Genomic DNA, 20,382 nt, shown 5'->3' on the forward strand with positions numbered 1-20,382 from the left:
CACTCTCCCACCAGGGGAGAGGGGAGTAGGACGGACCACGGAACACGCAATACACAATACCCATCACGCATGACGTATGACGCATCACGCATCACGCCTCCCCCAACGCCTCACGCAGCAACGCCATCGCCTCAGCAACCGGCCGCTCGGGAGTGAACACGGCCGACCCGGCAACGATGATGTCCGCGCCCGCGTCCACGACGCGCCGGATGTTGCTCGCCTTGATCCCCCCATCCACCTGGATGACCGCTCGCGCGCCGCGCTCGTCGATCATGCGCCGCAGCCGCTCGATCTTCCCCAGCGACGTCGGGATAAAGGTCTGCCCGCCGAAACCCGGGTTGACGCTCATCACCAGGACCAGATCGACGAACGGGAGGATCTCCTCGATCGCCGCGAGCGGCGTCGCCGGGTTCAATGCCACGCCAGCCTGGGCGCCGGCCTCGCGGATACGCTGCACCGTGCGGTGCAGGTGAATGCTGGCCTCCACATGGACCGTCACGATCCGCGCACCGGCCGCAACGAACTGGTCCACGTACCGCTCCGGCTCGACGATCATCAGGTGCACGTCGACCGGCAGACGTGTCACGTCTGCCACCGCCTCGACAACCGGGATCCCGATGGTGATATTGGGCACGAAGCGGCCGTCCATCACGTCCAGGTGGACGTAGTCGGCGCCCGCGGCCTCGATTGCGGCGACCGCGTCCGCCAGCCGCACGAGATCGGCCGTCAGCACCGACGGTGCGATCGCGACCCTGCGCCCCGCCCGCTGCTCCACCGCCATCGTCTCTTATTCCCTCCCGCGTTCAGCTCGCTCGACCGCCTGTCTTGGGGATTGTACCGGCCACGGGTGCACGCCATGGTTCGGGCAGGCTTACCGCCGGTTCGGTAGACTTTCGTTGCGGTCCTTCGGGAACGCCGCGGCCACCGTCGCGATGCTCCAGGAGAGGCCACTGCGTACCGTGAACTGGCTCGACCTGATCATCGTCTTGATCGTACTCCTCGGCGCCGCGGTTGGTGTGCGCCGGGGCTTCTTCCGCGGCGCGCTCGATGTGGTCCTGGTCGTCATCGGCCTGCTGGCCGGCGCGGTGGGCTACCGCGCCGCCAGCGACCTGCTCGCACGCCTCATCGGGGAGCGCGGAATCGTGCTCAACGTCGCGGGCTTCGCCCTGGTCGCGCTCGTCGTCCAGGGCATCCTCACCGCGATCGCGGGCATTACGCTGGGTCCGATCATCAGCGTCGTCCGCGGCATTCCCCCGGTCCGCTGGGTCGACGAGATACTGGGCCTGATCCCCGGCGCGATCAAGGGTTTGGTCGTCGCGACCTTGCTGGTGCTGCTGGCGACACTCATGTCGCTGGGGCCGATCACCGAGACGGGGCTTGAGCGCTCCCACCTGGCGTCGCCGCTGGTCGCCCGCTCGGCCCGCGTCCTGGCCTGGGCGCAGGGCCGTACGGGGCTCAATCTGGCCGACTTCACGGTCATCACGGAGCCGACGGGCGAGGCGGGCGTCCGGCTCCCGTTCCGCATCACGGAGGGTCTGGCGGTCAGCCCGTCCGACGAAGAGGAGATGCTGGCCATGCTGAACGCCGAGCGCGTCGCGGAGGGTCTGCCGCCGCTGGAGAGTGACCCGGCTCTGCAGGAAGTGGCGCGGGCGCATTCGAGTGAGATGTTCTCGCTCGGCTACTTCGCTCACGAATCGCCGGTATCCGGGTCACCGGCCGACCGCCTCCAGGCAGCGGGCATTCCGTTCAGTGTCGCCGGAGAGAACCTCGCCTACGCGCCGACCGTCGAAATCGCCCACCGGGGCCTGATGCAGAGTCCCGGCCATCGCGCCAACATCCTCTCACCGGAGTACACGCGGGTCGGCATCGGCGTCGTCAGCGCACCCACCGGTGGCAAGATGTTCACCCAGGTATTCGCAGCAGGCTGACAAAATTGTCAAGCCGGACACGCGGCAGACAACTCGCTTACAATAATCCGAGGCCGTCCCCGGTCTGGGAAGATGGGGACGGCATAGCCATGTGCAGGTGATGAGGGAGGGCGGAGCCGATGAACATCATTATCCCTGTCGCAGGTTTGGGCACGCGGCTACGTCCGCAGACGTGGAGTAAGCCGAAGCCACTGGTCAGCGTGGCGGGCAAACCAGTGCTCGGCCACGTGCTGGATCGCCTCCTCACGCTGCCGATTGATAAGGTTGTCTTCGTGACCGGCTATCTCGGCGACCAGATCGAGGACTACGTTCGCCAGAACTACCGCTTCGATGCGACCTTTGTCGAGCAAAAGGAACAGTTGGGCCAGTCCCACGCCATCATCCAGGCGCGGGGTGAGGTGACCGGTCCCACCCTTGTCGTCTTCCCGGACATGCTCTTCGAGGCGAACCTGGACCAGATCGCCGAGCTCACGGCCGATGGGGCTCTCTTCGTGAAGGAAGTCGACGACCCGCGCCGTTTCGGTGTGATCGAGGTCGAGAACGGGCGGATCACGCGGCTGGTCGAGAAGCCCGAGACCATGGTCTCCAACCTCGCGATCGTCGGGATCTACTACTTCCGCGCCGTCGAGGACCTGTTCGACGCGATCGACTACCAGATGGCCCACAACATCCAGACCAAGGGCGAGTACTTCCTGGCCGATGCCATCCAGCACATGATCGACCAGGGGACCCACTTCACCTACCTGCCGGTCACCGTCTGGGAGGATTGCGGCAACGCGAAAGCGCTGCTGAACACCAACCGCTACTTGTTGGAGCGCCTGGGTAACCATGTGCCCGACATCCCCGGCGCGGTCATCGTGCCGCCGGTGGTGATCGACCCGACCGCGACCATCCGCAACGCGGTCATCGGTCCCTACGCCAGCATCGGCGCGCGGGTCACGATCGACAACTCGATCGTGACCGACTCGATTGTGGACGAGGGTGCCGAGATCGAGACAGTCATGCTGACGCGCTCCATCGTCGGGCGCGACGCCTTCGTCCGCGGCTACTTCATGCAGGTGAACGTCGGCGACTCGTCCGACATCACCCTGGCCGGGGGCAACCACATTGAGGGAGTGCAGCCGCGTGACTGACCAGGAGACAACTACTGGCGCAGGCTGGCTCGAAGTCACAGTCGAAGCCGACGCCGAATCGGTGGAGGCGGTGGCGGACCTTTTCAGCCGCTATGCCTATAACCAGGGTGTGGTGATCGAAGAGCCGTTCGTCCAGCAACCCGACGGCGAAGACCTGGCGGTCGATCCCACCCGCCCGGTCCGCGTAAGCGCCTACCTCCCAAGGGACGAACGCCTCTCGGATAACCTCCAGCGCATCGCGGAGGGACTGTGGCACCTGCGGCAACTCGGCACCGTGGGCGAGATGCAGACCGCCGAGCGGCCCGAGGAGGACTGGGCCAACGCCTGGAAAGAGCACTTCCAGGTCACCCGGATCGGCCGCCGCTTCGTCATCCGCCCCTCGTGGCGCGAATACACGCCGGAACCGGACGATCTCGTCATCACGCTCGACCCCGGCATGGCCTTCGGCACCGGGCTGCACCCGACCACGGAGTTCTGCCTCCGCTGGCTGGAGGAGTTGCCGGTCGAGGGCAAGACCTTGCTCGACGCCGGCGCGGGTTCGGGGATCCTCTCAATCGCCGCGATCGCCCGCGGGGCGGCGCATGTCGACGCCGTCGAGATCGACCCGGTCGCGGTCAAGGCCCTTCGGCACAACCTGGACCTCAACCAGGTAACCGACCGCGTCCACGTCATCCAGGGCGACGTGGTCGAGGTCGTGGAGCCCTCCGCGGGGTACGACCTCGTCCTGGCAAACATCATCTCCAACGTCCTGATCCGAGCGGCAACGACGTTGGCCGGGGCCGCGCGCCCCGGCGCACCGCTCGTGCTGAGCGGCGTCATCACCCAGCGTGAAGCCGAGGTCCTGTCCGCGTTTGAGGCCGCGGGCTGCACCCTGCAGGAGCGGCGCGTCGCAGGGGACTGGGTGTCGCTGCTCATGACCCGCGAGGGGTAGCCCGTGGCCGGGACGGTCCATCGCTTCTACCTCCCGGCGCCGCTCCCGCCCGGAGAGACGGTAGCCCTGACCGAGGAGCAGGCCCGGCAGGCCGCGCGCGTGCTGCGGCTCGCGGCGGGTGACCCCGTCGTCCTCTTCAACGGCGACGGACAGGAGGTTCCGGCGACAATCGAGGACTGCGGCCCACGCCGGGTGATCGTCCGCCTGGGCGAGCCGCGCGCCGGACGCCCCTGCCCCGTTCCCGCCGTCCACCTGGCGCAAGCGCTCATCAAGGCCGACCGGTTCGATTGGGTGGTCCAGAAGGCTACCGAGCTGGGGGTCGCGCGCATCACGCCCCTGGCGACCAGCCGGACGGTGGTACCATTGCCCGTCGAGCGCGCCCGCCAGCGCCGCGAGCGCTGGCAGCGGATCGCGGTCGAGGCGGCGGAGCAGAGCGGCCGGGTCACGATCCCGGAGATCGACGAGCCCGCCACGCTCGACGACCTCCTCCCGCTGGTGGCTCGGATCCCCGCGCTGGTCTGTTGGGAGAACGAGGCGGAGCCCCTCCATCGGGTGCGGCTGCCAACCGCAGGCCCATTGCTGGTGGTCATCGGCCCGGAGGGCGGGTTCACCCGCGAGGAGGTTTCCGCCGCGGTCGAGGCCGGGGCGCGCACGGTGTCGCTGGGTCCGCTAATCCTAAGGAGCGAGACGGCCGCGCTGGCCGCCCTCGCCGGGATCTTCACGCTGGCCGCTGCGGCTGCTGACAACGCGTAGGCTCACGTAGAGGTAGTTGCTCATGATTGCCACCCGACGGCGCTTCACCGACGTCCCCGACCAGCCCGGCACGATTGCTGAGGTGGCGCCCGACTCACTCGCCGCGGAACTCGGCCTGCAGCCCGGCGACCGTATCGTCGCCGTCAACGGCCGCTCCCTCCGCGACGCCCTCGACTTCCAGTTCTACGCCGAGGCCGAGGAGGTCACGCTGGAGGTCGTGCGAGGCGAGGAGGTCACCCTCTACGAGGTCGAACGCGACAGCGACGAGCCCTGGGGCATCACCTTCGCCGACCCGACGTTCGACGGCATCCACCTCTGCAACAACCAGTGCCCCTTCTGCTTCATCAAGCAGATGCCGAAGGGCATGCGCAAGAGCCTCTACGTCATGGACGACGACTACCGCTACTCGATGCTCTACGGCAACTTCATCACGCTGACCAACCTGACCGAAGAGGACTGGCAGCGCATCGAGGAGCAGCGGCTGAGTCCGATCAACGTCTCGGTCCACGCCACCAACCCGGAACTGCGGGTGGCGTTGGTCGGGAACCCGCGCGCGGCCCAGATCATGGAGGACCTGGCACGCCTGGAGCGGATCGGGATCGACTACAACGCCCAGCTCGTCCTCTGCCCCGGCATCAACGACGGACCGGAGATGGACCGCACGATCCGCGACCTGATCTCGCTCGGCCCGCACCTCCTGTCGATCGCCGCCGTGCCCGTGGGCCTGTCCAAGTTCGGCCAGGAGCGCCAGAGCCGCCGGGTGCGACTCTCCCGCACCTGCATGCGCTCCCTTCCAGGGGCGCTGCTCGACATCCGGCGCTACACCCCGGAGGAAGCCGAAGGCGTCATCGCCCAAGCCGAGGGGTGGCAGGCGTACTTCCGCCGCGAGCGTGGCCGCACCTTCCTCCAGTTGGGCGACGAGTTCTACCTCATGACCGGGAAGCCGGTGCCCCCGGCATCCCACTACGACGGCTTCCCCCAGGTCGAGGACGGGATCGGCATCACGCGCCTCTTCATCGACGACGCCGAACGCCTGATCCGGCGCGGACGGAAGGCAGCGATCACCGGCGCGTCCGGAACCATCGCCTGCGGCACGCTGATCGCGCCGACGATGCAGGGATTGGTCGACCGGGTCAACGACGCGCTCGACATCCGCCTGCGGGTCGTCCCGATCGTCAACACCTTCTTCGGCGCCGAGATCAACGTCTCCGGCCTCCTGACCGGCGGCCTGGTGCGCGACGCCCTCGCCGGGGAGACGGCCACCGATCCGGTCTTCGTCTCCCACCACATGCTCTCGAAGCGCACCAAGACCTTCCTCGACGACCTCCACCTGGAGGATCTGGAAGGGGCGCTCGGCCGGCCGGTGTTCGCCGCAGAGTATATGACCGACGTCGTCCAGCACCTGGCGGCCGCTCGGCCGCGGATCGCGCTATGATCGACGACCTCACCCTACGGCAGACGGCGGACGGCACGCAGTTATCCGTTCGCGTGACCCCCCGCGCCAGCCGCACGCAGGTGGACGGGGTCGCCGACGGCGCGCTCCGGGTCCGGCTCGCGGCCCCGCCGGTCGAAGGCGCCGCCAACCGCGCCCTCACCGAGTTCCTCGCCGATCTCCTGCGCCTGCCCAAGCGCGACGTCCACATCGTCGCCGGAGAGCGCGGCCGCCAGAAGACCATCCTCCTGCGCGGCCTCACCCCCGCCGACATCCGCGACCGCCTCACCACCGCACTGGCGCGTTAAGGGGCGATGGTCAGGAAAAGATCCCCGCGCCGTGGTTTGTGCCCGGGAGATCGGTGGTGTGAGGATGTCTGGGCCGTGGCCCGTGTCCGGACATCGGTGGCATGAAGGATCCCACGCCGTGGCGCGTGCCCGGAGCGAAAGCCGCCGGGCTGACAATACAAAGCCCACTGAAGGGGCTGGGGGCGCTGGACCCGGTGAGATGCCGGATCGGGTCAGCCGGGGCGTGGCCATCGCAGCCCCTTCAGTGGGCTTACCCCACCTCAGCCTGGCGGCTTCAGCCCCGGGCACGAACCGACCCGTGGACACCCAACACCAGGGTGTGAGCCGATTGTCCCTCAGCCCGCACCAGCGAGTATCCCTTGTCAGCCCGGGATCTCACTCTGACCCGCCGGCTACCGCCGCCCGCGCCGGAGCATGACGGTCACGGCGGTCAACGCACCGACGATGCCTCCCACGACCCCGGCAAGCCCGTTGGCGACACGGTGCGACGGCGGGTCGCCACTGGTCACCCCGACCGGCGGGGTGTAGTCACGCAGGCGCAGCCAGAGCGCGATCGTCTCCTTCATCGCGCGGAAGACGACCCGCGGGCTGCCGCCGGAGGATTCTCCGGCAGGGCGGGGATAGTGGTTGACGCCAACTTCGATCCAGGTGGCCCCGGCACGCTCCGCCTTGGCCAGGATCTCGGTGTTGATCAACGCCCCGGGAGAGGTCAGATCGATCGCTCGGAGCAGGTCGGCGCGGAATACCTTGAAGGCGCAGTCCACGTCCCGCAGCCGCACCCCGAACAGAATCCGCACGGCGAGGTTGAAGATCCAGGCGTAGACGATTCGGTACAGCGCATCCTGGCGGTTGATCCGGTAGCCGGCGACCAGATCGTACTGGCCGATGAAGGGTATGAGGAAGCTCAGGTCGGCGATATCGAACTGCTGGTCGCTGTCCATGAACATGATGTAGTCGCCGGTCGACGCGGAAAAACCGGAGGTCAGTGCAGCGCCGTAGCCGCGATTCCGCGGGTGGTGGACGACGGTGATGCGTTCGTCCGCGGCGGCCAGCTCGTCGGCTAGCGGACCGGTGCCGTCGCGGCTGCCGTCGTCGACGATGACGATCTGGAAGTCCTCGACCAGTTGGGGAAGGACATCGAGCGCACGGTGGACGACTGCTGCCAGGTTGTCCACCTCGTTGTGCGCCGGCAGCACGAGCGAGAGCCTGCCCCGGATCATCCCACCTCCCGCGGGCGACGGCCCGGTCGACGCATGCGCGACCGGGCCGCTGCTACACCGTGGGCTTCAGTATACCCGTTCCGTCCGAATGCCCCTACTTCGGCATCTGCTGCAATGCCGTGTACGCGGGTCGCGGTGTCCAATCGCTGTACAGCACCGACCACGGGTATTTCTCATCCTCCGGCGGGGTGACGACGCTGAAGTTGAGGTTCCAGACGAACATCACACCCATCCAGGGGTAGTACAGGTGCGCCATCTCGAAGGCCCGCACCAGATACTCCGCCTGCATATCTTCCGAGATCTGGTTGCCGTACTCATAGCCCGGTGCCTGGTTGGCGGTGGTCCAGCCGAACTCGGTCAGCCAGATCTGCTTTCCGGCCTCGCCGTTCTCGATCATCACCTGCCGAAGCTGCTCGATCCGGCGGAAGTAGAACGACTCGTGGTCGCGCCAGCCGGGTCCGGGACCGGGCTGCGTCGGCCAGAGGGCATCGGGCGGGTTGTTGTTGCTGCCCGGGTGTGCACCGAGCACGTCGTAGTACTGCTTGACCTCGCCGTCGTTGTAGCTGTAGATCTGCCGGAGATAGCTCACATCGTCGATCGCGATCGTCGGGTCGTTGACGCCGGTCGGCGTGAGGCCACCGAACACGACGATGGCCGACGGATCGCCCTCCTTCACGCCGGTGTACCCGGCCTTGAGCAGGTTGACGTAGCGCCCGATGTCCACATGCCCGCCCGTCTCAAAGGCCAGGTTTTGCTCGTTCCAGATCTCCCAGGCGTGGACCCGCCCCCGGTAACGCTCGGCCAGGAAGCGCATCAACGCCCCGAAGCGCGCCGGGTCCTCGGGTATGCCCCCATTGTCCCCGGCCCAGTCAGGAGACTTGGCCACGCTCACCAGGAGCTTCACGCCGTTACGGGCTGCGCTGCCGACGATGCGGTCAAGCCCCGCGGGGTTGTAACTCCCCGGTGCGGGTTCGAGTTCGCGCCACTGCGCCTGAACCCGGACCCAGGAGAAACCCGCGCCCTTCACCATATCGAGGGCCTTCTGGTTGAGCGCGTCGGACCGGTCGTCGCCCCAGAGGAAGGCGTTGAAGCCGTAGCCGACGTGCGGCCCATGCCGCAGGTTCCGGATCGGGTCACGGGGCGGGAGCGTCGGGTCCTGTCGCGCCAGCGCTTCCTCCGGGGCGCCGCGCACCTGCAGGTACTCCGTGCCAAGCAGGCCGAGCAGCACTTCGTACGGCGTCCCCCGATACTCGGGATGCCACTCAAAGCGTGCCCGCTCGAAGTACTGGACCGTGTGGATCTCGCCGTCGCCAGCCGGGGGCGGCTGATTCCGCTCGTCGAACTCCTGCGACAGCGGGAAGCCGAAGTTCATCAGCCCGCCGTTGGCGTCCCAATAGTTCTTGAAACCGTAGCTGAGGGAGTGGCCCGTCTCCGCATAGTAGCGGTGATCGGGGTTATCATCGAACGGCGGGATGGGCTGGAAGGGCTCTTCCGACTCGCGACCTTCGACCCGGATCGCGCCGAGCCGCATCAGCAGCACCTCGTAGGGGGTTCCGGCGAACTCCGGGTGGTACTCGAAGACCGCCCGCTCGAAGTACTGCCGCAGGAAGCCGTCCTGCTCAAAGACCCCCGTGATCGGGTACCCGAAGATATACAGCCCGCCGTGCGTCTCCCAATACGCCCGGAACGGCCCCTGCACCCAGAAGCCGGTCTCCGCGAAGTAGCGTGGCATCTCGAGGTCCTCCGGCGCGCTCGGGTTCTCCGCGAGCGCGGTGCCGGTCGGCGCCATCGTGGCACCGAGCAGGACGATCAAGAATAGCCAGCGTAGGACACGCATGACTCCCTCTTCCCGTCACTTGGGTAACATCCGCCCAACCGTCGCACCCGGCCCTCGGGGAGCGAGCCGGGTCACGGCTCCGGCACGCCTCCCCATCGCGCGCCACAGAACCGTGGATTAGCCAACCAGCCGTAGCACCCGCTCGGGGGAACCGCATGACGCGGCGCCCCGCAGGGTCGTGGACCGGGGCTGGGAGTTATGAGTTGCTGGGCTGAGCGACGTACCCTTCCCTTCGCCGGGTCCAGGCAGCCCTGGAGCCCGTCCCCCGTCGGCCGTGCCGTGTCCCCGGCATGCATCGTGCCGCCGGCCTGGCCGACCGTCCCAGGCGTGGGTTACGGCGCCAACTGGAGTTCCACGTCCCCGATCTGGATCACATCCCCGTAGCGGAGTCCGGTGGGCACCATGACTGGCTTGCCGTTCACCCGCGTCCCATTCGTGCTGCCGAGGTCGGTGACCCACCAACCGTTCTCGGTCCATGTCACCTGGGCGTGCTCGCTCGAGACGAAACTGTCATCGATGCGGATCGTCACCCGTGGGTGCCGACCGATCACGGTCACCGGCTCCAACTCCAGCCGCGCGCCGGGACGCAATCCCGAGTTCCCGGGCGCTTTCACGATGAGGTGGCCCGAGGGCTCAGGAGCGTAGCTGGCCTGCGCCCCCCGCGCGTACGACTGCATCTCGCGCAGGATAACCCGGATTACCTGGAAGAGGAAGAAGTACAGGAGGAAAATGAACACGACGCGGAGGAGGAGCAGGAACCACTCAAACGGTAGCGACGCCATCATTGCTCTCCACGCGCCATGGGCTAGCCGCGCCTATCACCACGGTACGGGAGCAGCGTCAGCCGCGCCGTTCCGAGCAGGATCTCGTCACCCTCTCGCACCCAGTGGCGGTCGACCCGCACCCCGTTGACCGAGGTCCCATTGGTCGAGTTCAGGTCGACGATCTGAAACTGGCCGTTGACGTACTCCAGCCGCGCATGGTGCCGGGAGACCTCCGGCACCTCGACGACCACGTCGTTGTCGAGCGCCCGGCCGATCGTCGTGACTTGCCGCCGAATGACGAAGACCTGCTCCGGCGATACCGAGGTCGGGGCCACGCGCAAGAGCACGGGCTGTACGTTGCCCGTCCGCTCCACCACGCGGTAGACCTCGGTCCGCTGCACCGCCTCCTGCTGGATCGGGTCGTAGTCGGGGAGTTCGACGATGTGGGCCTCGACCCCGATGCGCCGCCGCGGCACATTCTCGTCCCCGATCATCTGCACCCGCACCTGGTCGATGAACCCGTAGTTGCGTTCTTCGGCCAGGTCGATCAGCCAGTCCTCCATCTGGCGGCACAGGCTGGGAACGATGTCCGCGAACTGGACCATGTCCTCGGGATTGAGGAAGACGACGTAGTCGTTAGGGACGACGATCCCGTCCACCGTCGCCAGTTGGTTCCCCTCCATCGCCCGCTCCAGCCGTCGGCCGATCTCGGCGGGCTGTATCGGAGTGCGAAATATTCGCCCGACGGATCCCTCCATCAGGCGCTCGAAGAAGTTCTCGAATCGTTGGAGGCTGTTCACCACGGCTGCAACTCAATCCCGATTACTGGCACGGGGTAGGGATCGCGGCCGCTCGCGAGGCATCCCCGAAACAGCAGGCCCGGCGAATTATAGGTGTCCCCGCGCGGGAGGGTCAAACGGCGGCACGCCGCCACACTCGCTTGGGGTGCCACTTCGACCGTCACGATAGTGCGCAATGGGCCAGCGCATCACCAAACCAAGCAGTCGAGCGCTTCCTGGTTTCTGCCGATTGTGATAGTATGCAAGTCACAACGACATTTTGTAGGAGTCCGCTATCGATCATGCATTGATTCCCATCCTGGTCAATGCCGCGACGCTGTCGGCACCATGAGCATGGATGCTGGCCAGACGGGAAGGGAGCGCAGTGTGCTCGAACCGAGCGGCGATCAATCCTACCCCGGCGATCTCGCCGACATGCCCGGCGCCCTGTTTTCCGAGTTCGAAGGCACGGTGAAGCGTGCGGCGAGCGGGACGACCCGTTCACGGCTGGAGCTCGCCGTAATCGGGGCTGCTCTGCTCACCGTTCCCGTAACCTTCCTCCAACTGCGCGGCCACGTGGCCGGGTGGCTCACTGCCGCTGATTGGGCTGTTTGGTTCGTCTTTGTGGTCGACTATGCGCATGCCGTGTCGGCAGCACCTAACCGGAGAACCGCCGCGCGCCGCCACTGGATCAGCGCACTCGTCGTCGTGCTCAGCTTCCCGCTCCTTCCGCATTTGCTGGCATTCACCCGGCTCACCCGCCTCTCCCGATTGCTACGCCTTGCACGCTTGGTCCGGCTGATCGTCGCCACCAGCCGCGGTCTCCAGGGCGTACGCGTAATCTTCGCGCGACGCGGCCTGTTGTATGTCACGATCGTGACGGGCGTTCTCAGCGTCGCGGGGGGCGGCCTCCTCTCACTGATCGAGCCGGAGATGGTGGAAGGGAGCTTCCTCGGCGGAATCTGGTGGGCGATCATCTCGGTCATTACTGTCGGATACGACGAAGCCCCATCCACCATCGCGGGACGTGTCGTCGCGGTGCTGCTGATGCTCTCCGGAATCGGGCTCGCCTCCACGCTGGCGGCCGCCACCGCGGCGTATTTCGTCGGCCAGGAGGACCAAGCCGAGCTACGCGACATCGAGGCCCGGCTGGCTCGGATCGAGGCGATGCTGGAGGAAGCAACGCGGCATCGTCGGGAGGACACGTAGGGGTCCCAGCCCCCCGCAACACTCCGTCTCCGGGCAGGGGTTCACCCCAGACCCCTCCCGTCATCCAGCGGCCGACACCCGCCGGCTACATCTCACCCGCCTCCAGCGGTTCGGCCGGGTAGACGGCTGCCTCCGACCCTTCGGCGTACACGATCGAGTGCAGCGCGTCCTGCCACGAGATCGACTGCCACTCTCCACCAAGCAGGACGCCGGGCGAGATCGTGACCTCGGCGTCCTCGATGGGGTAGATCCGCCAGACCGGGTGCGTTACACGGTAGCGGAAGCTTCGGCCCGAGCGGTCCCGGTCGAACCCCCAGTAGTGCTCCTTCAGGAAGTGTTCCTGGCTGTCCTCCGGCGGGGTGAACGGCTCGTTTCGCGCGTCGAGCCGGATCACGCCGCGGTGCTGGTGGTGCTCAAAGGTGGTGTCCAAGCGCACCCGGCCACCGTCCCGGTGAGCGCGGTGGGTGATCCGCGCCAGGTGGTACGGCTGGTTGTAGAGGAGGCGCGCGCCGAGCACGGTGAGGCGCGACGGCACGAACTCGCGCAGGAAGACGACCGCGCGCATCGGCCCGCGCCGGACGTAGAAGCGGAGATTGACCTCAGGGAAGTTCCGCGCCGTCGGGATCGGGACGCCGCGCACCCGCATGCCGGCGAACTCCAGCGCGACGAGTGAGAGGAGGTGGAGCGACGGGTCGTCGTCCGGGGTGTCCAGTTCACTGCCGGGTGGGACATGGGGCAGCAGCAAGTCCGGCGACACGCGGTAGTTGACGAGGACCACGTTCTTCCACTGCGTCGTGAGAAACGGGCGCACCATCCAGTCCTCTCCTCCGCTTCCGACACCGGCACCACAACCTCGCACGCGCGCTGCTTCAAAGGCTACCTGACTCGGAAGGACCGTGGCGTCGCCCTGCATTCGGCGAACACACGCGCAGCAGGGACTCCCAACCGACCGCGCGGTCGTATGGAGCCGCCCTCCTCAGAGGGCACGGGTCGCGGCGATGATGGCACGTGGACGCTCATGAGCAGATTGAGTAGCATTGCCTGATGACAAGAAAGGTCCACCGTTCGCAGCGATGCTGAGCGGACTGATCCCGCGTATGCACGGAAGGGAGTTTCGATCAGTGCGTCGCCTGCTGGTCGTCGCGCTCCTCATCGGGCTCGGGGTGCTCGCGCCGGGTGTAAGTGCACAGCAGTTCGATCTGCTGCGGGTCACGTGCAGCGACTTTCCCTCGCAGGCCGCCGCCCAGGCCGCCTATCGCGAGGATCCAATCGGCCTGAAGAGCCTCGACCGGGACAACGACGGCATCGCCTGCGAGAACAACCCGGGGCCATACGACTACAGACGGCCTGGTGAACCGCCCGCACCGCAGCCGCCCGCGCCGCCGGCGCCGCCCGCACCGAAGCCGGAGCCCGAGCCGCACTGCACCTTCTACGCGGAGACGGGACACAACCTCTGCGGCGGGTTCCGCGACTATTGGCGGCAGTTCGGCGGCCTTGCCGTGTACGGGTTCCCGATCACCGACGAGTTCGTGGATCCGGATACCGGGCGGGTGACCCAGTGGTTCGAGCGGGCACGCTTCGAGTGGCATCCCGGCACCTGGCCGGAGCGCTTCGATGTGCAGCTCGGCCTGCTGGGGAACGAACTGGCGGCCGATCGACGCGGTGAGGGGCCGTTCATGCCCGCCCACCCGATCGAGGGCTGCATTTTCTTCGAACCGACCGGCCATAACCTCTGCGGCGGCTTCCGCGCATACTGGGAGCAGTTCGGCGGGCTGGCAGTCTACGGTATGCCGATCAGCGAGGAGTTCCGCGAGGTCAACCCGGACACCGGCGTGGAGTACACGGTGCAGTACTTCGAACGCCAGCGCTTCGAATGGCACCCTGGCGAATGGCCCGAGCGCTACGACGTGATGCTCGGTCGCCTCGGCGCGGAGCTCTTCATCGCCGAGTAGCCGCCCGAACAGATCCCGAAACAGCTGACCGCCCAGGTGCCGGAACACCTGGGCGGTTCTGTTCCCGAGCCGGAGATCGTGCCGGGAGCGGTTTTCAAAGGAAATGGTACCCCCAGCGGGATTCGAACCCGCGATCTCCACCTTGAGAGGGTGGCGTCCTGGGCCGCTAGACTATGGGGGCGTGGCCGGGGCGTCGTTCGAGGGGTCAAACCGTGGTACCCCCAGCGGGATTCGAACCCGCGATCTCCACCTTGAAAGGGTGGCGTCCTAGGCCTCTAGACTATGGGGGCACGACGCCCAAATGGCTGCACCCAAGGATACACGGTCCCGCGCCGACTTTCAAACCGCTCCGGGCAAATGGGCGCCGCTGGCCGGTCCCCAGCGAGGCCAGCGCCAAGACGCCAGCGCGTAGGCCGCGGCCAGGAGCAGGTAGACCACCACGACGCCGTCGCGGCCGAGTGTGGGCGCTAGACCCGAGGACCACTCAATCCTCGCACACCACTCGGCCACCGCGACGGTCGCCTGCGCCGGGATCCAGGCGAGGATCCCCGCGGATTCGGCGAGCGCCGGGTGGATGAGCGATGCGAGCACCACGCCGACGCCACCCGCCATAACCGCGGGGATGAGAGGCGCGACGAGGGCGTTGCCGACGGGGCCGACCAGCGAGTACTGCCCGAAGTGGTGCAGCAGCAGCGGCGTGGCCGCGAGTTGCGCGGCGAGCGGAGTGGCGATCAGCCCAGGCCAGCGCGGCCCGCCGGCGACCCGGGGCATCACCGCCAGCAGTGCCGCAGTCGATGCGACCGACAACTGGAACCCGGCATGGAACCGGATGGCCGGCTGGACGAGCACCATGATGGCGGCCGACCAGGCGAGCGCGGTGACGGCATCGCGCGGGCGGCCACGCCAGAGGGCAAGCAGCGCCAGCGTTGCCATCAACGCGGCGCGCGTCACCGAGGGCTCCATCCCGACGAGATAGGCGAAAGCCCACACCGCGCCGAGGTTCACCAGCAGCACCCAGCGACGGGGAAGGCGCCCGCGCCCGGTGAGGACCGCCACCACGGCCCCGACCACGGTGACATTCCATCCGCTGACGGCGGTCAGGTGCGAGAACCCAGCCGCGCGGAACGCGCGCACGGTCGTCTCGGTCATACCGCCGTCGTCGCCGGTAAGGACACCCGCGACGAACGGCCCGGCCGGTCGGGGCACGGCGCGCTCGATCCGCGTGACGATCCCCCGCACGAGCCACGTGCGCAGCCGCTGCCAGGCCGGTGCTTCATTCCCGAGCACGCGGACCTGTTTCACGACAACCGTCCCGGCGGCTTCGGGCTGAGTATGCGATGGTCGCGCACGGAACGAGCCGGTGAGAGCCACCACGTCACCCTGCGCCACGCGCTGATCGCGCGGAAGCTGGGCGATGACGAGCGCCGGTACGGGCGTGTCGAGCGCGACGGTGACACGGGTGTAGCCTGGGTAGCGCCGGGGTATGTCCTTGACGGTCCCCGAGAACTCCCGGGCGGTGATCAGCGGTTCAGGCACGGCCGGAGGCGATATCGGCGCCGCCCGCCAGAAGCCGATCCCAGCCGCGCCGAGCACCAGCACCAAGGCCACGACGGTCGCCCGTCCCGGCCGGAGCGCGAGCACCGTGAGACTCACGGACGCGGCGAGGGGCAGGGCGAGCCAGCCGGCGCCCAGGTCCCGCAGCAACGCCCCACCCAGGACCGCCGCACCAAGCAGCGCCCCGAGCACGATCAGGACTCCGTCGTCGCCAGCCCCCGCAGCGACTCGACCATGCGCGCGGAGATGCCTCGCACGGCTTCGAGATCATCGAGCGTGACAAAGGGGCCATGCGTGGTGCGATAGTCGATGATGCGCTGGGCCAGCACCGGCCCAATCCCTGGCAGGGATTCGAGCTCCGCCTGAGAGGCGGTGTTGACGTTGACCAGCCCCGCGGGAGCCTTGCCCACCGGTATCGCCGACGTGATCGCCGATCCATCCCCATTGGCAACCGGCTGGGACGACGAGGCACGGCGCTCGGGCACGATGAGCGTCTGGCCGTCACGCAGCAGGTCCGCCATCGGCAGCCCCGCCACGTCGGCTTCATCCAGCAGATCGGCTTGCGCCAGGGCTTCGGCGACGCGGCTGCCGCGCGGGAGCGTGTAGAGCCCCGGCGCACGCACGGCCCCGCCGACGTAGACGGTAAGCGTGGCGGGATCCCCAACCGGCTCGATCTGCAGCACCAGTTCACGGGAACGTTCGGTGCGCAGCACGGCGGTCAGCACGGCCACCGCGATCGCCGCTGCGACACCAAGCAGGATCAGCCTCGCCCGAGTCAGCTCCACCAGTCCCCTCCCCCCACGGTATGGAGCAGCCATGAGTCAGCCTGGCGAATACAGCCAGCAGAACCTCACTGGAGTCAAGGGATGCGTATACGCACTATAGCGGGTCTGTGCCAGGTTGGCAAGAGGGTACCGCGACAGCGCCACGCTTGAGTGGTATACTGGCAGTCTGTCATTCAACCCGGCCGGTCACACGACCCGCCGGGGTCTGTGCGTGGGCCGGACCGGAGGAGCCGTCGTCGTGGCGTTCGAGAACATCATCCCGCTGCTCCACAATGAGCCAGACCATCGCGCGCTCCTCGACGCCATTCGGCGGCTGACGCCCGGTCGGGTGCTGGAGATCGAGGGTCCGCCCACCGCCGCGCGCCTGGCGATGCTCGCCGCGCTGCTCGCTGAGGTGTCCTACCCGGTCTTGATCGTGACCGGCCGCCTGGACAGCGCGGAGGAGGTCACCGCCGGGCTTACAGAGTACCTGCCTCGCGACCGCGAGCCCACCTTATGGCCGGTCTCCGAGACCCTGCCCTACGAGCTGCTGCCGGTCGATCGCTCCGTAAGCGCGCTCCGCGTCGAGCTCCTGGCCAAATTGGCGAGGCGGGAGCCGGTCCCGATCGTCGCGCCCGCCCGAGCCCTGACCCAGCTCCTCAGCCCACCGGACGAGGTCGCTGCCCAGTCGTGGCATCTTGCAGTGGGCGAGCGCCTGCGCTCCGATGCCTTCGTGACCAGCCTACTCGACGCCGGGTACGAAATGGTCCCGGTCGTCCAGGCACCGGGGGAGGTCGGTCGCCGGGGCGGCATCATCGACGTCTTCCCGCCGACCGGTGACCACGCGCTGCGCATCGAGCTGTTCGGCGACGAAATCGACTCGCTGCGCCTGATTAACCCGGACACGCAGCGCTCGGTCCGGCGCATCGAGCGGTACGACATACTCCCGCCGTTGGAGGTGAGCCTTGCCCGGCGCGATGCGGCTCTCGCTGCGCTGCGGCAGATGGACACGACAACCCTGCGGCCCGAGGTCGCGGAGGAGTGGGAGCGGGCGCTCCAGCGGCTTGAGCGCGGCCAGGTGACGGTCGGACTCGAGCTGCTCGCCCCGCTACTGTTGCCCGAGCCGGCCTCGCTGCTCGACTACCTGACCATGGGCGAGCACCTGCTGGTGGTGCTCGAGCCCGCGTCGGTCCAGCTCTCCATTACCCAACTCGAAGCGCAGGCGGAAGAGCTCCGCGACGCTCTAGAGGATGCCGGAGAAATGCCGCTCGGCATGCCCCGGCCGTACCTCGACTGGCAGGCCGTGGCCGACCGGCTGCGCCCGGCACGCCAGGTCGCCTTCGGGCCGGTTCCGACCCACTGGTCCCCGCCCGTGGCGATCATCCCCGACGCTCGTCCAGTCTACGGCCGGGACCTTCCCGCCTATGGCGGGCGGCTCGACGCACTCGTCGCCGATGTACGGGAGCGATTGGCGGACGGCTGGGCGGTCATCCTCGCCAGCGAGCAGAGCGGGCGGCTCACCGAGGTCCTGGAGGAACACGACATCTTCCCGCGCACGCGCAAGCGTCCCGCCGGGAACGGACGGATCGCGCCTCCGCCGGAGCCACCGACGCCGGGCACGGTCGAGGTCGTGTACAGCCGGCTCAACGGCGGGTGGGAACACGCCGGGATCAAGGTCCTGCTGCTGACCGACCGCGAGATGTTCGGCTACCGGCGCGTGGCCGCGCCCGCGCCACGCCGCCGTGCCGCTCGCCGCCCGCCGATTCTGCCGAGCCTGACGCCCGGACAATACGTGGTGCACGTCGAGCACGGCATCGCCCGCTACGGCGGCCTGGTCACGCTTGAAGTGAGCGGCGTCGAGCGGGAGTACCTGCTCCTCGAGTACGCGGCCAACGACCGGCTCTACCTGCCGGTCGATCAGATCGACCGCATCACCCCATACGAGGGCGCGGGGATCGAGCCGAAGCTGACGCGCCTCGGTTCGCCCGAGTGGGCGCGCGTCAAGCAGCGCGTACGCAAGGCCGTGCGCGAGATGGCGTTTGAGCTCCTCCAACTCTACGCCGCGCGCGAGGCGACCGAAGGCGTGGCCTTCGGTCCCGACACCGACTGGGACCGCGAGCTGGAGGAGTCGTTCCCCTACGTTGAGACGCCCGGCCAGTTGCAGGCGATCCGCGAGGTCAAGGCCGACATGGAAAAGCCGCGGCCGATGGATCGCCTGGTCTGTGGCGATGTCGGCTACGGCAAGACCGAAGTGGCGCTGCGCGCTGCCTTCAAGGCGGTCAACAACGGGTACCAGGTCGCGATTCTGGTGCCCACCACGATCCTCGCGCTGCAGCACTACCACACGTTCCGCTCCCGCCTGGCTCCCTTCCCGGTGCGAATCGAGATGCTGTCCCGTTTGCGGAGCCGGAAGGAGCAGACCCAGATCCTGCAGCAGCTCGAGCGGGGCGAGATCGACGTCATCATCGGAACCCACCGGCTGCTCCAGCGCGACGTGCACTTCAAGAAGCTGGGTCTGGTGGTCATCGACGAGGAGCAGCGCTTCGGCGTGGCCCACAAGGAGCACTTCAAGCGTCTCCGCACCAACGTCGACGTGCTGACGATGACGGCGACTCCGATCCCGCGCACGCTCTACATGGCCCTGTCGGGGATCCGCGACCTGTCGGTGATCACGACGCCGCCGCAGGAGCGGACGCCGATCCGCACCTTCGTTACTCCCAGCAGCGACTCACTGATCCGCGAAGCGATCCTGCGCGAGATCTCACGCGGCGGGCAGGTCTACTTCGTGCACAACCGCGTGCAGAGCATCTACCACGTGCTGGAACGGTTGGAGAAGTTGGTGCCCGAGGCGCGCTTCGGCGTCGGCCACGGCCAGATGGACGAGGACGAGCTCGAGCAGGTGATGCTCGCGTTCATGCAGCACGAGTTCGACGTCCTGCTCTGTACCACGATCATCGAGTCGGGCGTCGACATCCCGAACGTCAACACGATCATCATCGACCGCGCCCACCAGCTCGGTTTGACCCAGCTCTACCAGCTCCGCGGGCGCGTCGGCCGCAGCCACCACCGCGCCTACGCCTACGTGCTCTACGATGCCAACGTGCCCCTCAGCGCTGAGGCGGTGGCCCGACTCGAAGCGATCCAGGAGGCGACGGAACTGGGCGCCGGATTCCAGATCGCGCTGCGCGATCTGGAGATCCGCGGGGCCGGTAACGTGCTCGGCCCCGAGCAGAGCGGTCACGTGGCGGCCGTCGGGCTTGACCTCTACACCCGGATGCTCGCGACGGCGGTCGAGGAGATCAAGCAGGGACGGCCGATCGAGGAGCCGGAGGCCGTCACGGTCGATCTCCCGATCGAGGCGACCATCCCCGAGCACTACGTGGGCGACGAGGGCGTGCGCATCGACCTCTACCGGCGGCTGGCGGCCGTCCGCACCTACGCCGAGTTGCGCGACCTGCAAGAGGAGATGATCGACCGTTTCGGGCCGATGCCCGAGCCGCTCCTGCGGCTCGTGGACCTCGCACGGCTGCGCATCCGTGCCAACGGGCTCGGCATCACCGCGATGGTCGAGCGCGAGGGCGAGGTCTACATCCGGCCGGTGCTCGGCTCGCGGCTCAACCAGGCGCAGCTCCGGCGCGCGCTCGGCGACGGGGTCTACGTGACCCCGAACCAGGTCCGCCTGGTACTCTCTCGCCTCCGCGTGAACGTCCGCGACGCGGTGCAAGAGATCCTGGACGCCGTCGAGGAGGCGGACGCCACCGTCCTCGCCGCGGCTGGCTAGGCGCCCCGCCCCGAGGGAGCGGCCCTCACCCCCAACC

At 67.9% G+C, this 20,382-nt stretch carries 17 protein-coding genes and 2 tRNA genes; 9 read left to right on the plus strand and 10 right to left on the minus strand.

Annotated elements, in window-relative coordinates; translation table 11 throughout:
* Nucleotides 1-91: 91 nt before the first annotated feature.
* Nucleotides 92-781, minus strand: a complete 690-nt coding sequence (gene rpe, locus IRZ30_RS07675; protein WP_294084306.1) for a ribulose-phosphate 3-epimerase — start codon at nucleotides 779-781, stop codon at nucleotides 92-94.
* Between the two features lie 115 nt (nucleotides 782-896).
* On the opposite strand from rpe, the gene IRZ30_RS07680 reads away from it, so the two are divergent.
* From IRZ30_RS07680 to IRZ30_RS07705, 6 genes are all read left to right on the plus strand, one after another.
* Entirely contained in the window at nucleotides 897-1,928 is a 1,032-nt protein-coding gene (locus IRZ30_RS07680) for a CvpA family protein (protein WP_294084307.1), read from the plus strand.
* 119 nt (nucleotides 1,929-2,047) lie between these two features.
* The gene (locus IRZ30_RS07685) at nucleotides 2,048-3,061 is read left to right on the plus strand and encodes a sugar phosphate nucleotidyltransferase (RefSeq protein ID WP_294084308.1); all 1,014 of its coding nucleotides are present in this window, start codon (nucleotides 2,048-2,050) and stop codon (nucleotides 3,059-3,061) included.
* Entirely contained in the window at nucleotides 3,054-3,992 is a 939-nt protein-coding gene (prmA, locus tag IRZ30_RS07690; protein WP_294084309.1) for a 50S ribosomal protein L11 methyltransferase, read from the plus strand. The genes IRZ30_RS07685 and prmA overlap by 8 nt, the downstream gene beginning before the upstream one ends.
* Nucleotides 3,993-3,995: 3 nt before the next feature.
* Nucleotides 3,996-4,745 (plus strand): 16S rRNA (uracil(1498)-N(3))-methyltransferase, encoded by a 750-nt coding sequence (locus IRZ30_RS07695; protein WP_294084310.1) that lies wholly within the window; start codon nucleotides 3,996-3,998, stop codon nucleotides 4,743-4,745.
* Between the two features lie 22 nt (nucleotides 4,746-4,767).
* Complete coding sequence (locus IRZ30_RS07700) at nucleotides 4,768-6,180, plus strand: DUF512 domain-containing protein (protein ID WP_294084311.1); 1,413 nt, start codon at nucleotides 4,768-4,770, stop codon at nucleotides 6,178-6,180.
* Nucleotides 6,177-6,485 carry a DUF167 domain-containing protein gene (locus IRZ30_RS07705; RefSeq protein ID WP_294084312.1) on the plus strand — a complete coding sequence of 103 codons (309 nt, stop codon included), beginning with the start codon at nucleotides 6,177-6,179 and terminating at the stop codon, nucleotides 6,483-6,485. Before IRZ30_RS07700 ends, IRZ30_RS07705 begins: the two co-directional genes overlap by 4 nt.
* A gap of 392 nt (nucleotides 6,486-6,877) precedes the next feature.
* Here IRZ30_RS07705 and IRZ30_RS07710 read toward each other — a convergent pair whose 3' ends face one another.
* From IRZ30_RS07710 to IRZ30_RS07725, 4 genes are all read right to left on the minus strand, one after another.
* A complete protein-coding gene (locus tag IRZ30_RS07710) occupies nucleotides 6,878-7,705 on the minus strand; it encodes a glycosyltransferase family 2 protein (protein WP_294084313.1) in 828 nt (275 codons plus the stop codon).
* A 94-nt stretch (nucleotides 7,706-7,799) separates the two neighbouring features.
* Nucleotides 7,800-9,542, minus strand: a complete 1,743-nt coding sequence (locus tag IRZ30_RS07715) for a cellulase family glycosylhydrolase (protein WP_294084314.1) — start codon at nucleotides 9,540-9,542, stop codon at nucleotides 7,800-7,802.
* Nucleotides 9,543-9,874: 332 nt separating this feature from the next.
* Entirely contained in the window at nucleotides 9,875-10,324 is a 450-nt protein-coding gene (locus IRZ30_RS07720; RefSeq protein ID WP_294084315.1) for an FHA domain-containing protein, read from the minus strand.
* Between the two features lie 23 nt (nucleotides 10,325-10,347).
* Nucleotides 10,348-11,109: a DUF3662 and FHA domain-containing protein gene (locus IRZ30_RS07725; protein ID WP_294084316.1), complete on the minus strand. Its 762-nt coding sequence runs from the start codon at nucleotides 11,107-11,109 to the stop codon at nucleotides 10,348-10,350.
* Nucleotides 11,110-11,472: 363 nt separating this feature from the next.
* On the opposite strand from IRZ30_RS07725, the gene IRZ30_RS07730 reads away from it, so the two are divergent.
* Entirely contained in the window at nucleotides 11,473-12,294 is an 822-nt protein-coding gene (locus IRZ30_RS07730; protein WP_294084317.1) for a potassium channel family protein, read from the plus strand.
* A gap of 85 nt (nucleotides 12,295-12,379) precedes the next feature.
* On the opposite strand, the gene IRZ30_RS07735 is transcribed toward IRZ30_RS07730, so the two are convergent.
* Complete coding sequence (locus IRZ30_RS07735; protein WP_294084318.1) at nucleotides 12,380-13,108, minus strand: DUF2071 domain-containing protein; 729 nt, start codon at nucleotides 13,106-13,108, stop codon at nucleotides 12,380-12,382.
* A gap of 307 nt (nucleotides 13,109-13,415) precedes the next feature.
* Between IRZ30_RS07735 and IRZ30_RS07740 the strand changes: the two genes are divergently transcribed.
* On the plus strand, nucleotides 13,416-14,246 hold the full coding sequence (locus tag IRZ30_RS07740) for an excalibur calcium-binding domain-containing protein (RefSeq protein WP_294084319.1): 831 nt from the start codon (nucleotides 13,416-13,418) through the stop codon (nucleotides 14,244-14,246).
* 104 nt (nucleotides 14,247-14,350) lie between these two features.
* Here IRZ30_RS07740 and IRZ30_RS07745 read toward each other — a convergent pair.
* From IRZ30_RS07745 to IRZ30_RS07760, 4 genes are all read right to left on the minus strand, one after another.
* Nucleotides 14,351-14,427 (minus strand) — tRNA-Glu (locus tag IRZ30_RS07745).
* 32 nt (nucleotides 14,428-14,459) lie between these two features.
* Nucleotides 14,460-14,536: transfer RNA gene (locus IRZ30_RS07750), tRNA-Glu, on the minus strand.
* Between the two features lie 49 nt (nucleotides 14,537-14,585).
* Nucleotides 14,586-15,992 (minus strand): ComEC/Rec2 family competence protein, encoded by a 1,407-nt coding sequence (locus IRZ30_RS07755; RefSeq protein ID WP_294084320.1) that lies wholly within the window; start codon nucleotides 15,990-15,992, stop codon nucleotides 14,586-14,588.
* A gap of 2 nt (nucleotides 15,993-15,994) precedes the next feature.
* Nucleotides 15,995-16,585 carry a ComEA family DNA-binding protein gene (locus IRZ30_RS07760; protein ID WP_294084321.1) on the minus strand — a complete coding sequence of 197 codons (591 nt, stop codon included), beginning with the start codon at nucleotides 16,583-16,585 and terminating at the stop codon, nucleotides 15,995-15,997.
* 238 nt (nucleotides 16,586-16,823) lie between these two features.
* Here IRZ30_RS07760 and mfd point away from each other — a divergent pair, with 238 nt between their 5' ends.
* Complete coding sequence (gene mfd, locus IRZ30_RS07765; protein ID WP_294084322.1) at nucleotides 16,824-20,345, plus strand: transcription-repair coupling factor; 3,522 nt, start codon at nucleotides 16,824-16,826, stop codon at nucleotides 20,343-20,345.
* Nucleotides 20,346-20,382 lie beyond the last annotated feature (37 nt).

Origin of the sequence: Sphaerobacter sp. (assembly GCF_019683595.1) — a bacterium.
GTDB lineage: Bacteria > Chloroflexota > Chloroflexia > Thermomicrobiales > Thermomicrobiaceae > Sphaerobacter.